This window comes from Flavobacteriales bacterium (assembly GCA_016704485.1).
Taxonomy (GTDB): domain Bacteria; phylum Bacteroidota; class Bacteroidia; order Flavobacteriales_F; family PHOS-HE28; genus PHOS-HE28.
Window position 1 is genome coordinate 915,767 of the sequence record JADJAA010000002.1, and the last position, 15,298, is coordinate 931,064.

At 50.5% G+C, this 15,298-nt stretch carries 6 protein-coding genes; 5 read left to right on the plus strand and 1 reads right to left on the minus strand.

What is annotated here, in order from left to right; genetic code table 11:
* Positions 1-73 precede the first annotated feature (73 nt).
* The 3 genes from IPF95_15025 to IPF95_15035 all read left to right on the plus strand — a co-directional run bounded on the left by IPF95_15025 (position 74) and on the right by IPF95_15035 (position 11,829).
* On the plus strand, positions 74-5,185 hold the full coding sequence (locus IPF95_15025) for a hypothetical protein (protein ID MBK6475999.1): 5,112 nt from the start codon (positions 74-76) through the stop codon (positions 5,183-5,185).
* Positions 5,186-5,243: 58 nt separating this feature from the next.
* Positions 5,244-10,430, plus strand: coding sequence for a hypothetical protein (locus IPF95_15030; protein MBK6476000.1), 5,187 nt, complete (start codon positions 5,244-5,246; stop codon positions 10,428-10,430).
* A 106-nt stretch (positions 10,431-10,536) separates the two neighbouring features.
* A complete protein-coding gene (locus tag IPF95_15035; GenBank protein ID MBK6476001.1) occupies positions 10,537-11,829 on the plus strand; it encodes a replication-associated recombination protein A in 1,293 nt (430 codons plus the stop codon).
* Here IPF95_15035 and IPF95_15040 read toward each other — a convergent pair.
* A complete protein-coding gene (locus IPF95_15040; GenBank protein ID MBK6476002.1) occupies positions 11,826-12,269 on the minus strand; it encodes a hypothetical protein in 444 nt (147 codons plus the stop codon). The genes IPF95_15035 and IPF95_15040 overlap by 4 nt on opposite strands.
* Before the next feature lie 90 nt (positions 12,270-12,359).
* On the opposite strand from IPF95_15040, the gene IPF95_15045 reads away from it, so the two are divergent.
* A complete protein-coding gene (locus IPF95_15045) occupies positions 12,360-13,973 on the plus strand; it encodes a hypothetical protein (protein ID MBK6476003.1) in 1,614 nt (537 codons plus the stop codon).
* Positions 13,960-15,216 carry a hypothetical protein gene (locus IPF95_15050; GenBank protein MBK6476004.1) on the plus strand — a complete coding sequence of 419 codons (1,257 nt, stop codon included), beginning with the start codon at positions 13,960-13,962 and terminating at the stop codon, positions 15,214-15,216. Before IPF95_15045 ends, IPF95_15050 begins: the two co-directional genes overlap by 14 nt.
* Positions 15,217-15,298 lie beyond the last annotated feature (82 nt).

The following is a 15,298-nucleotide window of genomic DNA, read 5'->3' on the forward strand; positions in this document are numbered from 1 at the left end:
AGCTGATCAGTCTATCGCGAACAAACCCCGCTGTGCAACCACTTCCAACAACCTCTTCCAACACTGTGAAAAAATGAAAAGATCCTTCTACCCAATGCAGCAGCGAATTGCCCTGATACTAGTTCTGGCAATTACGCTTAGTGCGCAACTCTCAGCCCAAGTTGCTCAGCACCGTGACCCGGTCCGCCCGGAACAAGCACATTCGCATGATGATATCGATGCTCTACTGAACAGGCACGATCAAGAGATCCATTTCACACAGAACCAAGGGCAATTCTCCAGCACCGTCCTCTACCGGGCCGACCTACCAATGGGACAGGCCGTGGCTACGGAAGAAGGAATGCTGATGACCGCTTTTGATCCAGATGCTGTGCTTGCTAGACAGGATCAAGGGATCATCATTGAGGAAGAGATCAACCGCGGCTTACCTATCCGTGAACTGAAATGGCAGCAAAAAGGGCACGGTTGGTTGATGCATTTCCAAGGTGCATCACCTGACATGTACGTTGAGAGCCAATTGGCCCATGAAGGAACTACCAACTATTTCTTAGGTGATCGAAATGCTCAGGATGTTCGGACCTTCCAGGAGATCTGGTACAAGGATGTTTACCACAATACCGATGTTCGTTACTACCCTGCTGCTGATGGCTCGTTGGAGTACGACATCATTTGCAAGCCTGGAAGTAACCCGAGCAGCATCGCCATCGAATTGAAGGGTATTGATAGGGTCAGCGTTTCAGACAAAGGCGAATTGGTCATGAGCACCAGCCTTGGCGATATGAGTTATCCTGCTCCGATCGTGTATCAACGGATCAACGGACGCGAGATCCCGGTGAAAGCGAAATACCTGATCTCCGGAAAGAATGTGATCAAGTTCGATCTAGGTGATTATGACAAGAGCGAACCGTTGGTTATTGACCCGATCGCCATGCGTTGGGCCACCTGGGTGAACACGAACAGCAGTGGCGATAATCACGGGCACTGCATTTGGGTAGATCCCAGTGACGGTGCGATCTACGTAGTGGCGCGGGTGATCGGAACCACAGACCAGATCACAGTTGGGGCATTCGATACCAGTGCGAACGGCAACTTGGAGATCATTATCGGTAAGTACCTGGAGCCTGCAACAATTGGAGGCAGCGGTTCACGTGTATGGCAAACCTATGTTGGTGGTAACGGCGATGAAAACCCATACGCCATGGAGCAAGGTGGGGATGGGAACTTGTACATCTCAGGTTATACCAGCAGTACGAACTTCCCACTGATCGGTGGGCCTGCATTCAGTGGATCAAGCATAGACCAGCAATCTCAAGGCGGCGCTGATGTATTCGTGTTGAAGATCAATACGGCAGGTAATTCTATAAAAGCAGCAGTGATCGGCGGAAATAGTGCTGATGATTCTTACGACCTTCGGGTAGCGACAAATGGCGATGTGATCGTCTGTGGAACCACCACCAGCACGAACCTGCTCACCCTCAATGGAGGAAGTGGGGCAAGTAACACCAATAATGGCAGTGATGATGCCTTGCTTTTCCGCGTGAATGGCGACCTGAGTTCACTGATCTGGATGCGTAATTATGGTGGTTCAGGTACGGATCTTCCAAGTATCATGGCACAAGATCCAGTAACTGGTGATATTTTCGTTGGGGGTCATACCACAAGCACGAATTTCCCAACCACAGCAGCACGTCAAAGCACACGAGGAGGAACACAAGCTGGATTCCTTCAACGCTTAACATCTGCAGGTAGTACCGTATGGTCGTCATATTTCTCTTCGAACAGTGGGAATGCAGCCAATATTCTTTGCATGTCGTTCAATAATGCGGGGAACGAATTATACTTCGGAGGTGTAACCACAGGTTTGCCGAGCAGTAATATTTCGACCAGTGGAGTCTATGATGGTTCGCACAATGGCAGCAATGACCTTTATGTATGTCGCATGGGACTGGACCAGACCTTCATCAGCAGCACCTACGTTGGCGGAAGTGGCAACGAGGTGAACATGATGGGTCTGAATACCGACCAGAACGACGATGTTTATGTGTTCGGCTATACAAATAGCACGAATTTCCCTGTTAGCAGCGGACCCAATGTGCCCTTACAGACCACGAACAATGGGAGCAATGACAAAGTGTTCTTCAAATTAGAAAGTGACCTTAGCGTGCTTGAGTTCAGTACTTACTATGGTGGAACCGGCGATGATTACGATCCAGTTGGCGAACGCGGTATAAAGTTCAGTAATTGTCGGATATATACCATTGTCACCTCGCGATCGAACAATATCCCATTGACACAAGGTGCCTTGAACACAACGCGCAATAGTCCGACCTCGCGCTACGAACCCGGTCTGGTCGTTTGGGCAAATCCACCTGATCTATTGGGTAACACGATCACCAGTCCTGCGTACGCGATCTGTGCAGGAACCACGCCGAATGACATCATGGGTTCCGTACCTAGTTACGTTCTTCCTACCATTGTCCGGAACAATAGCGCATCGGCCTACCCTGCTTTGGGTTCCGCGACCACGTATCAATGGCAAACCAGTCCGGATAGTCTGAACTGGATGAATATCCCCGGAGCGACCGGACAGAACCTGCTGGGTACGCAACTAGGCCCTATTGCTGCCGATACGTACGTACGCCGCGTAATTGGTGGCGATGCATGCATTCTTGCCGGCGCCGCGGACCAAGTTGTTTCCGTACGTCTGATGAAGATACACGCAACGATCACGAACGTCACCTGTAATGGAGCTGAAAACGGATCCATTTCGGTGACCTCGAACGGACTTGCTCCTTTCACTTACGCTTGGAGCAACGGAGGCACAACTGATATGATCACGGGACTTGCACCTGGCTCCTACACTGTTATGATCACGGACGCTGCGGGCTGTTCTGAAACAAGTACGATCCAAATATCAGAACCCCCAGTACTTACAGGCCAAACATCAACCTCAAGTGCGACCTGCAATACGGCTAACGGAACAGCTTCCGTTGTACCTACAGGAGGTACCGCACCCTATTCATACCTCTGGAGCAACAGTGCTACCAGCAGTATGATCAGCGGTGTGTCCAGCGGACCATATACAGTTACCGTAACCGATGCAAAAGAATGTACGGTCGACTTGGATGCATTCGTTGGCGAAACAGGATCACCAACAGTTGATGCAGGTTCGGATCTCGTGATCACCTGTGCTAGTGGACCACAGATCAGCTTGAATGGTTCCGGTAGTGCTGGCGTAAGTTTCGCCTGGACTGCTAGCAATGGCGGAAACATTGTAAGCGGAGCAAATACAGCTACTACGCTTGTTGATGCTTCGGGAACATATTCACTAACGGTTACGGATCCACAAACGACTTGCACAGCGACGGAGGAGGTAATTGTTACCTCGAATACAGCAGTACCGAATATAATTGCAACCGGAGGTGGGGAACTGACCTGTTCTACTACTTCCTTCATTCTGAACGGTGGATCTACAACTGGAGGTACATCCTTCAGTTGGAGCGGACCAGGAGGACCAATAGCGACAACCGAGGATATTATTGTCAATGCACCAGGAACGTATACACTTATCGTTACGGACCCTGCTAACGGATGCACGAATTCGGCAAGCATCCTGATCACACAGAACGCAACTCCTCCAGGTGCTTCGGCGACTGGCGGAACACTCACCTGCTCTAACACCAGCGTAATGCTGATGGGAACCGGTAACGGAACCTTCAGTTGGACTGGTCCGAACAATTTCACTTCTGCATTGCAGAACCCTGTGGTTGGTCTATCTGGAACCTACGTGCTTACCGTAACAGGTAGCAACGGTTGCACAAGCAGTGCTTCTACAGAAGTAGATCTTGATGACGAAACACCAGGTGCAACTGCAACAGGTGGAACGCTAACTTGTTCTAACACCAGCGTAATGCTAATTGGATCCGGCAACGGAACCTTCAGCTGGACCGGTCCGAACAACTTCACTTCTGCATTGCAGAACCCAGTAGTTGGTGCAGCAGGAACCTACGTGCTTACCGTAACAGGTAGCAACGGTTGCACGAGCAGTGCTTCTACAGAAGTAGATCTTGATGACGATACACCAGGTGCAACTGCAACTGGCGGAACACTCACCTGTTCTACCACAAGCGTAATGCTGATGGGAACCGGTAACGGAACCTTCAGCTGGACCGGTCCGAACAATTTCACTTCTGCATTGCAGAACCCTGTGGTTGGTCTATCTGGAACCTACGTGCTTACCGTAACAGGTAGCAACGGTTGCACGAGCACGGCAGAAGCAATGGTCGATCAGGATGATGATATCCCTGGAGCAAACGCAACAGGCGGAACGCTAACTTGTTCTAACACCAGCGTAATGCTGATGGGAACCGGTAACGGAACCTTCAGTTGGACTGGTCCGAACAACTTCACTTCTGCGTTGCAGAACCCAAGCGTTAGTGCAGCAGGAACCTACATGCTCACCGTGACTGGAACCAATGGTTGCACAAGCAGTGCTTCTACAGAAGTAGATCTTGATGACGAAACACCAGGTGCAACTGCAACAGGTGGAACGCTAACTTGTTCTAACACCAGCGTAATGCTAATTGGATCCGGCAACGGAACCTTCAGCTGGACCGGTCCGAACAACTTCACTTCTGCATTGCAGAACCCAGTAGTTGGTGCAGCAGGAACCTACGTGCTTACCGTAACAGGTAGCAACGGTTGCACGAGCAGTGCTTCTACAGAAGTAGATCTTGATGACGATACACCAGGTGCAACTGCAACTGGCGGAACACTCACCTGTTCTACCACAAGCGTAATGCTGATGGGAACCGGTAACGGAACCTTCAGCTGGACCGGTCCGAACAATTTCACTTCTGCATTGCAGAACCCAGTAGTTGGTGCAGCAGGAACCTACGTGCTTACCGTAACAGGTAGCAACGGTTGCACAAGCAGTGCTTCTACAGAAGTAGATCTTGATGACGAAACACCAGGTGCAACTGCAACAGGTGGAACGCTAACTTGTTCTAACACCAGCGTAATGCTAATGGGATCCGGCAACGGAACCTTCAGCTGGACCGGTCCGAACAACTTCACTTCTGCATTGCAGAACCCAGTAGTTGGTGCAGCAGGAACCTACGTGCTCACCGTGACAGGTAGCAACGGTTGCACGAGCACGGCAGAAGCAATGGTCGATCAGGGATGATGATATCCCTGGAGCAAACGCAACAGGCGGAACGCTAACTTGTTCTAACACCAGCGTAATGCTAATTGGATCCGGCAACGGAACCTTCAGCTGGACCGGTCCGAACAACTTCACTTCTGCATTGCAGAACCCAGTAGTTGGTGCAGCAGGAACCTACGTGCTCACCGTGACAGGTAGCAACGGTTGCACGAGCACGGCAGAAGCAATGGTCGATCAGGATGATGATATCCCTGGAGCAAACGCAACAGGCGGAACGCTAACTTGTTCTAACACCAGCGTAATGCTAATTGGATCCGGCAACGGAACCTTCAGCTGGACCGGTCCGAACAACTTCACTTCTGCATTGCAGAACCCAGTAGTTGGTGCAGCAGGAACCTACGTGCTTACCGTAACAGGTAGCAACGGTTGCACGAGCAGTGCTTCTACAGAAGTAGATCTTGATGACGATACACCAGGTGCAACTGCAACTGGCGGAACACTCACCTGTTCTACCACAAGCGTAATGCTGATGGGAACCGGTAACGGAACCTTCAGCTGGACCGGTCCGAACAATTTCACTTCTGCATTGCAGAACCCTGTGGTTGGTCTATCTGGAACCTACGTGCTTACCGTAACAGGTAGCAACGGTTGCACAAGCAGTGCTTCTACAGAAGTAGATCTTGATGACGAAACACCAGGTGCAACTGCAACAGATGGAACGCTAACTTGTTCTAACACCAGCGTAATGCTAATTGGATCCGGCAACGGAACCTTCAGCTGGACCGGTCCGAACAACTTCACTTCTGCATTGCAGAACCCAGTAGTTGGTGCAGCAGGAACCTACGTGCTTACCGTAACAGGTAGCAACGGTTGCACGAGCACGGCAGAAGCAATGGTCGATCAGGATGATGATATCCCTGGAGCAAACGCAACAGGTGGAACGCTAACTTGTTCTAACACCAGCGTAATGCTAATGGGAACCGGCAACGGAACCTTCAGCTGGACCGGTCCGAACAACTTCACTTCTGCATTGCAGAACCCAGTAGTTGGTGCAGCAGGAACCTACGTGCTCACCGTGACAGGTAGCAACGGTTGCACGAGCACGGCAGAAGCAATGGTCGATCAGGATGATGATATCCCTGGAGCAAACGCAACAGGCGGAACGCTAACTTGTTCTAACACCAGTGTAATGCTAATGGGATCCGGCAACGGAACCTTCAGCTGGACCGGTCCGAACAACTTCACTTCTGCATTGCAGAACCCAGTAGTTGGTGCAGCAGGAACCTACGTGCTCACCGTGACAGGTAGCAACGGTTGCACGAGCACGGCAGAAGCAATGGTCGATCAGGATGATGATATCCCTGGAGCAACTGCAACAGGTGGAACGCTAACTTGTTCTAACACCAGCGTAATGCTAATTGGATCCGGCAACGGAACCTTCAGCTGGACCGGTCCGAACAACTTCACTTCTGCATTGCAGAACCCAGTAGTTGGTGCAGCAGGAACCTACGTGCTCACCGTAACAGGTAGCAACGGTTGCACGAGCAGTGCTTCTACAGAAGTAGATCTTGATGACGATACACCAGGTGCAACTGCAACTGGCGGAACACTCACCTGTTCTACCACAAGCGTAATGCTGATGGGAACCGGTAACGGAACCTTCAGCTGGACCGGTCCGAACAATTTCACTTCTGCATTGCAGAACCCAGTAGTTGGTGCAGCAGGAACCTACGTGCTTACCGTAACAGGTAGCAACGGTTGCACGAGCACGGCAGAAGCAATGGTCGATCAGGATGATGATATCCCTGGAGCAAACGCAACAGGTGGAACGCTAACTTGTTCTAACACCAGTGTAATGCTAATTGGATCCGGCAACGGAACCTTCAGCTGGACCGGTCCGAACAACTTCACTTCTGCATTGCAGAACCCAGTAGTTGGTGCAGCAGGAACCTACGTGCTCACCGTGACAGGTAGCAACGGTTGCACGAGCACGGCAGAAGCAATGGTCGATCAGGATGATGATATCCCTGGAGCAAACGCAACAGGCGGAACGCTAACTTGTTCTAACACCAGCGTAATGCTAATGGGAACCGGCAACGGAACCTTCAGCTGGACCGGTCCGAACAACTTCACTTCTGCATTGCAGAACCCAGTAGTTGGTGCAGCAGGAACCTACGTGCTTACCGTAACAGGTAGCAACGGTTGCACGAGCACGGCAGAAGCAATGGTCGATCAGGATGATGATATCCCTGGAGCAAACGCAACAGGTGGAACGCTAACTTGTTCTAACACCAGCGTAATGCTAATGGGAACCGGCAACGGAACCTTCAGCTGGACCGGTCCGAACAACTTCACTTCTGCATTGCAGAACCCAGTAGTTGGTGCAGCAGGAACCTACGTGCTTACCGTAACAGGTAGCAACGGTTGCACGAGCACGGCAGAAGCAATGGTCGATCAGGATGATGATATCCCTGGAGCAAACGCAACAGGTGGAACGCTAACTTGTTCTAACACCAGTGTAATGCTAATTGGATCCGGCAACGGAACCTTCAGCTGGACCGGTCCGAACAACTTCACTTCTGCATTGCAGAACCCAGTAGTTGGTGCAGCAGGAACCTACGTGCTCACCGTAACAGGTAGCAACGGTTGCACGAGCACGGCAGAAGCAATGGTCGATCAGGATGATGATATCCCTGGAGCAAACGCAACAGGCGGAACGCTAACTTGTTCTAACACCAGCGTAATGCTAATGGGAACCGGCAACGGAACCTTCAGCTGGACCGGTCCGAACAACTTCACTTCTGCATTGCAGAACCCAGTAGTTGGTGCAGCAGGAACCTACGTGCTCACCGTGACAGGTAGCAACGGTTGCACGAGCACGGCAGAAGCAATGGTCGATCAGGATGATGATATCCCTGGAGCAAACGCAACAGGTGGAACGCTAACTTGTTCTAACACCAGTGTAATGCTAATTGGATCCGGCAACGGAACCTTCAGCTGGACCGGTCCGAACAACTTCACTTCTGCATTGCAGAACCCAGTAGTTGGTGCAGCAGGAACCTACGTGCTCACCGTAACAGGTAGCAACGGTTGCACGAGCACGGCAGAAGCAATGGTCGATCAGGATGATGATATCCCTGGAGCAAACGCAACAGGCGGAACGCTAACTTGTTCTAACACCAGCGTAATGCTAATGGGAACCGGCAACGGAACCTTCAGCTGGACCGGTCCGAACAACTTCACTTCTGCATTGCAGAACCCAGTAGTTGGTGCAGCAGGAACCTACGTGCTCACCGTGACAGGTAGCAACGGTTGCACGAGCACGGCAGAAGCAATGGTCGATCAGGATGATGATATCCCTGGAGCAACTGCAACAGGTGGAACGCTAACTTGTTCTAACACCAGCGTAATGCTAATTGGATCCGGCAACGGAACCTTCAGCTGGACCGGTCCGAACAACTTCACTTCTGCATTGCAGAACCCAGTAGTTGGTGCAGCAGGAACCTACGTGCTTACCGTAACAGGTAGCAACGGTTGCACGAGCAGTGCTTCTACAGAAGTAGATCTTGATGACGATACACCAGGTGCAACTGCAACTGGCGGAACACTCACCTGTTCTACCACAAGCGTAATGCTGATGGGAACCGGTAACGGAACCTTCAGCTGGACCGGTCCGAACAACTTCACTTCTGCATTGCAGAACCCAGTAGTTGGTGCAGCAGGAACCTACGTGCTTACCGTAACAGGTAGCAACGGTTGCACGAGCACGGCATCGACAATGGTGTCATCGAACACGGATCTCCCTCCTGTCACAGCAACTGGCGGTGCTATCGATTGTGAAACCGGAACTCTACAGCTAACAGGCTCTTCACCTATTGGAGAGTTGTTATATACATGGAATGGGTCCAACGAATTCTACTCTACTGAGCAAAACCCAGTAGTTGATATGGAAGGTGTTTTTACCCTAACTGTCACCGCTGGAAATGGTTGTTCCAATTCAGTAACCGTGTTCGTATCTGACAATTGCGGTGATTGTAGGCCCTTGATCGAAATATGTGGCCCGGACCTGACCATAGAGTGCGGTACATCAGATGATCCGAACGACATTGAACACCCGATATTCAGGAAAGACCCGCTTTGCCCAGAGGTAACGGTCTATTGGACGGATGAGTGGTTCGGCGGATGCCCGTACACATTGATCCGCACATGGTACGCATCAGACGAAACCGGTGCAGAAGAAGTCTGTATACAAACCATAACTGTTGTGGATACTCAGGCTCCGATCATCATGAATGTTCCTGGCGATGTGACCGTGAATTGCGCAAGTGTTCCAGAAGCGAGCGGAACCGTATGGGTAACGGACGCCTGTAAAGACTTCTATACCGTGAGCGTTGCCGACACTATCATACCTGGTAATTGTCCTGGGAACTACACCATTGAGCGAACCTATTGGTCTGAGGATGACTGTGGCAACCGAGCAGAGGTGATCCAGATCATCACTGTGATCGACAATGTGGCACCAGAGCTGATCGGCGTACCACAGAACATTCAAGTCGAATGCTCTGAAGTACCAGCGCCAGCCAACGTTACGGCTTATGATGATTGCGACCCTAACGTAGCTGCTGAATACTCAGAGGTAATGTTCCCAGGCGCATGTGATGGCGAATATCAACTAATTCGCACATGGCTCGCAAAGGACAACTGTGGCAACTTGAACACCATGTCACAAACCATAACCGTTGTTGATACACAAGGACCTATATTCCTATGCGATCCAGAGGATATCACGGTAAAGTGTGATAACCTCCCGGCTACGATGGAATGTAACGCATACGATACATGTAGCGACAACGTATCAGTGTTCACGAGCGAGATCAAGACAGGAGATGGTTGCAAAGAGGAATACACGATCACGCGCTATTGGACGGCAACGGATGGTTGTGGAAATAACACCGTCATTGACCAGATCATTACGGTTGTAACCAACTTACCTCCGACCGGTGAAGCAATGGTGGTAAGTTCCACTCCGAATCCCTTCAGGTTCCAAACGAAGATCGCGTTCGTTGCACCGGAGGCTGGTCACGGGTTAGTTGAAGTGTATGACCTACAAGGCCGTCGTGTTGCAGAGCTCTTCAACAGCACCGTTACGAAAGCACAAACAGTGTCAATTGAATTCCAACCGGAATTCAACGGAAGCGGAACATTCATTTACCGCGTAGTGGTGAATGGAATAGAACAACGAGGTCGTATGGTGTATCAACCATAGATCGATCAGTTCTTGAACTGGACAACAGAAAGCCTCCGCATAACAGCGGGGGCTTTCTTAATTCCGATGATGCGGACCGAGAACGGTAAATTCGCACACTCACTGAATGGAACAGCACGCCCCGCTTGCCGAAAGAATGCGTCCAAAGACCTTGGATGATGTGGTTGGCCAAGAACACTTAGTTGGCAAGAACGGTATCATTCGCAAAGCCCTTGCAGGCGGCTTGCTACCGAGCATGATCCTTTGGGGTCCACCAGGCGTTGGAAAAACCACACTAGCCAGACTGATCGCTACACAATTGGACCGACCGTTCCACACGTTGAGTGCCATCAGCAGTGGCGTAAAGGACGTTCGTGAAGTGATCGAAAAAGCCAGTGGTAGCGGGCTGTTCTCGCGCGCGGCAGTGTTGTTCATTGATGAGATCCATCGGTTCAGCAAATCGCAACAGGACTCATTATTGGGTGCCGTTGAGAAAGGGACCATCACCCTAATTGGTGCAACCACGGAGAACCCGAGCTTCGAAGTGATCAGTGCGTTGCTTTCGCGTTGCCAAGTGTACGTTCTGGAGCCTTTGGACCAGTCGCATTTACGATCGCTTTTGGATCGCGCAATGGCCGAGGATCCGGAAATGAAGCAGATGGACATCACCCTGAAAGAAACCAGTGCATTGATGCGCGCGAGTGGTGGTGATGCACGACGGTTACTGAATACGTTCGATCTCTGCGTTAAGTCCGCAGCATCAGGGACGAAAAAAGCTGTTGTCGATGACAAGTTGGTCATCGATGTGGTCCAGAACAACACCGCACGCTATGATAAGCAAGGTGAACAGCATTATGATATCATTAGCGCATTCATCAAAAGCATGCGTGGTAGCGATCCCAACGCAGCGGTCTATTGGCTGGCACGGATGGTAGAAGGTGGTGAGGATCCACTGTTCATTGCCCGTAGGATGGTGATCCTGTCAAGTGAGGATATTGGCAACGCCGACCCCAATGCATTGCTCATGGCAACAACAAGTATGCAAGCTGCCCAACTTATCGGCTGGCCGGAAAGCCGGATCATTCTCAGTCAATGCGCGATCTATTTGGCCTGTGCGCCCAAGAGCAATGCGAGTTATTTAGCGATCGGTGCTGCGCAATCAACAGTAAAGGCAACTGGAGATCTATCCGTTCCCATTGGTCTTAGGAATGCGCCTACCAAGTTGATGAAGGAGATCGGCTACGGTGCAACCTATCAATACAGCCATGACGGGGAAGGCAATTTCATTCCTCAGGAATTTCTTCCGGAAGCAATAAGTGGAACAGCGTTCTATGAACCAGGCGAGAATCCGCGAGAAAAAAAACTGGCCGACCTGCTGGAGAAGCTATGGAGCGGGAAATACGGTAAGAAAACCTCCTAATGAGCTTTTTCTTGCTCAAGGAAGGTCTCCCGCATGTCATAGATCATGCCCAAGCTCACAACAAGGCCACCTATACATTGCTCGAACATTTGCCATAAGACATCAGCAGCCACATGCATCAATTCATGTTTCGCGAAAGACATGCCCAGAACGAATACACCGAGATAGACAATGAATCCGGCAACTGCACCGACCAGCATTGCAGCCAATGGGAATGCGCGTTTCAGACTAATGAACTCATACTCGATCGACTTATGCACCGCAGTTGTGAGCCCTAGACCGATCAATAAATAGACGATACCTGAAAGCGCCAGATACAAAGCCAAGGGCCACTTCAATTCCTGAAGGTCCCGCAAAGCAACCCCATGCCATAAATAGGAGAGACCGTACATTACCAGAGCACTGGCCAACCACGGCACCAATATGCCTCTACGCCACATCTTACATCAGCAAAAATAACCTAAAGGAATGATATGTTCGAACCAAGTTGAACATGCACTACAACCGGGACAAGACGTAATTTGGCCCACATGCATTACGAAGGCCCTCCCTATACGGTTGCCTCATTGTTGATCATTTTTTCATTCGGCCTTGCTGGTTGTGCTAAAAATGCGGGTCCGGCACAATGGGATGTGGATCTATTAGCCCCCATTGTGACCACTACATTCACCATTGGTGATCTTATTCCGGACTCACTCCTCGTAACCGGGTCCACTGGAGCCATTTCACTCTTATATCAAAGCGAACTCTTTGCAGTTGACCTGGATACGGTGCTCACAGCGCCTGATACAACCTTATTTTACGGTGGTGGACTTCCGGCTGGTCAAGGAACCATCAATTTATTTGCCGGTTTCCCATTCGTAAGTGAGAATGAAGTGACACGGTTCGATCTGGAGGACCTGGAATTACGGACATTGATACTTCGTGAAGGATCCTTGAGCATGGAGTTGCGCAATGAGATCCAAAGTGCCATTTTCGGGTCGTTCAGCCTACCTGGGGCCATATTCTCGAACGGCACGAATGTCATGGAGGCATCAGTTGGACCTGGAACGATGGCTAACCCGACCTTCAATACAGTGACACGGGATCTGGCAGGCACGGTGTTGGACCTGCGCGGGCCGGGATTCAATGATGTGAATACGTTGGCTACATCAATTAGCATGCTCTTGGATCCCAATGGTAACGGTGCGGATGTTACCGAAGGAGACAGCGTAGTTGCGAAAGTGACCTACAGTGGGCTAAGACCGGAATATGCGAAAGGCTATTTTGGGGACCGCACGATCCATATCGGTCCGGAAAGCACGGATCTGGACCTCTTCCAGAACATCATCTCAGGCACTTTGGATGTGGATGACGTAACACTAAGGCTCCGTGTGGAGAATGGTGTTGGAGTTGATGTTCAAGTGGCATTGGATTATTTACAGGCCACGAACAGCAATAGCGGCGGAACAGTCGACCTTGCAAGCACGATCGTACAAGGCCCCATCAATCTGAATCGGGCAATAGACCTGGGAAATACGTTTCAGCCCAGTGTTTATCAGAATACGATCAACCCAGCAAATAGCAATGTGGACCACTTTTTTGAAGTGCTACCCGATCGCATTGGATATGAGCTTGATCTGCACCTGAATCCATTAGGTGACATTAGCAATGGCAATGACTTCCTCTATTGGAACAGCAGTTTACGGGCATCCTTGGAGCTGGAGCTACCGCTCCGCTTGATCGCCAATGATCTCACACTGGAGCAGATCATGACAGTGGATCTACCTGGGACAGCGGAAGCTCACGGTTTACAAAGTGCTGAACTGAAGTTATTCGCTACCAATGGATTCCCGTTCAGTGCTGCCCTGCAATTGGACATCTTGGACTCGTTGGGAAATTGGTTGAGCTCCGTGCCAACACAAGGCGTAATTGCCACGGGTCTATTGGGCGGAAATGGTATCGTTTCTTCGCCCGTGGGATCTGAATTAACAGCGCAATTGGACGTTGCGCGAACGAATATGCTGTACAACGGAGGACAACTTCGCATCCGTGTGGCATTCAACACAGCGAGTCAGTCGCAACATGTCCAGATCTACGACACCTATCGCATGGACCTACAGATCACTGCTGGTGCACATTATCTTGTGAATGGTGACGAATAGAATAGCTCTTTTCTTGTTGTTCCTCCTCACCTCGCTGTTCTCATCGGCACAGTTCCCGGTGCTTCCAAGTGATACTATCGTTGACCTTACGGAACGCTACAAGAACCGGATACAGCTTACAGGAGACTTCGACTACAATGCAAATTCGCTGCTCAACGAATTGCCTTTAGCGCTGCTCCAAGGTGGTTACATCGATCGCGTATTGCGCCAGCGAAGCCTTGATGCGGTGAGAAAGAAAGACAACAACCGAGCAGGATACGTTCTATCGACAAGGCTTTCATGGAAAGGTCAGAACTGGTTTCTCGGTCATCGCAATTGGCGACCACTCATTAGCTTTTCACATCAGGACCAGATGGGTCTGAAATTCGCTGACGATCTTTTCGATGTCACGTTCTTCGGTAACGCTTCTTTCGAGGGCCAACGCGCAGATCTAGGGCCAACTGCATACAAGCAAACACGCTTCCAAACGGCAGGGTTCGGTATTCAATTCCGGGAAACTGCCAGTTATGTTCGCTTGGATATCGTGAACGGACAATCGTTAACGGATATTAATGCCAAATGGGCGGGATTGTTCACTGGAGAGGACGGTCGCATTTTGCGCGCAACGATCAACGGTAAATTTTTACAAAGCGACACGGCAGGAAGTGAACTGGGGCGGAAAAATGGCCTAGGAGCAGCTGTTTCCGGTGGTTGGTCCACCGAATTGCAGCGAACTGAACTGCGCACATTTCTAGCGTTTGAAGTGATCAACCTCGGTTTCGTTCATTGGAACGGGAATGCTGTGAATTTGGAAAAAGACACGGTCATACTTTATGACGGCATCCGGGTAACGAACATACTCGACCTGGACAATGCACTTACGGGAACTGCGCAGCTGCAGGACACGTTCGGTTTGAGCTATCGAACAGAAGGAACCACTACCCTATTACCCTTCCAAATACGAGGAGCGATAACAACACAATTGAATGCACGCTGGACCGGAACATTCACACTGGACCAGCGCTATTTACCGGGATACGTTCCACAGATCTCTGCCAGTTCTACGCGGCGTCTGGGCGCTCATGCATTACTCGGCATGAGTATAAGTTATGGTGGTTTCGGTGGGTTGCGCGTAGGCTTAGCATCAAAGATCCGCATAGGACAACATGTACTAGTAACCGTTGGCACGCCGCATCTACCTGGGTTCTTAATGGGTAGCATGCGTGGTGCTGGGGCACAGTTCGGGCTGGTCGTCGGGTTCTGAAGAATCGGGTATTTAGTTAGCTTTAGCACAGCAAAATATGGAACGAGTCTTCTTCATTGTTACAAATTCAAATCAAATTTAC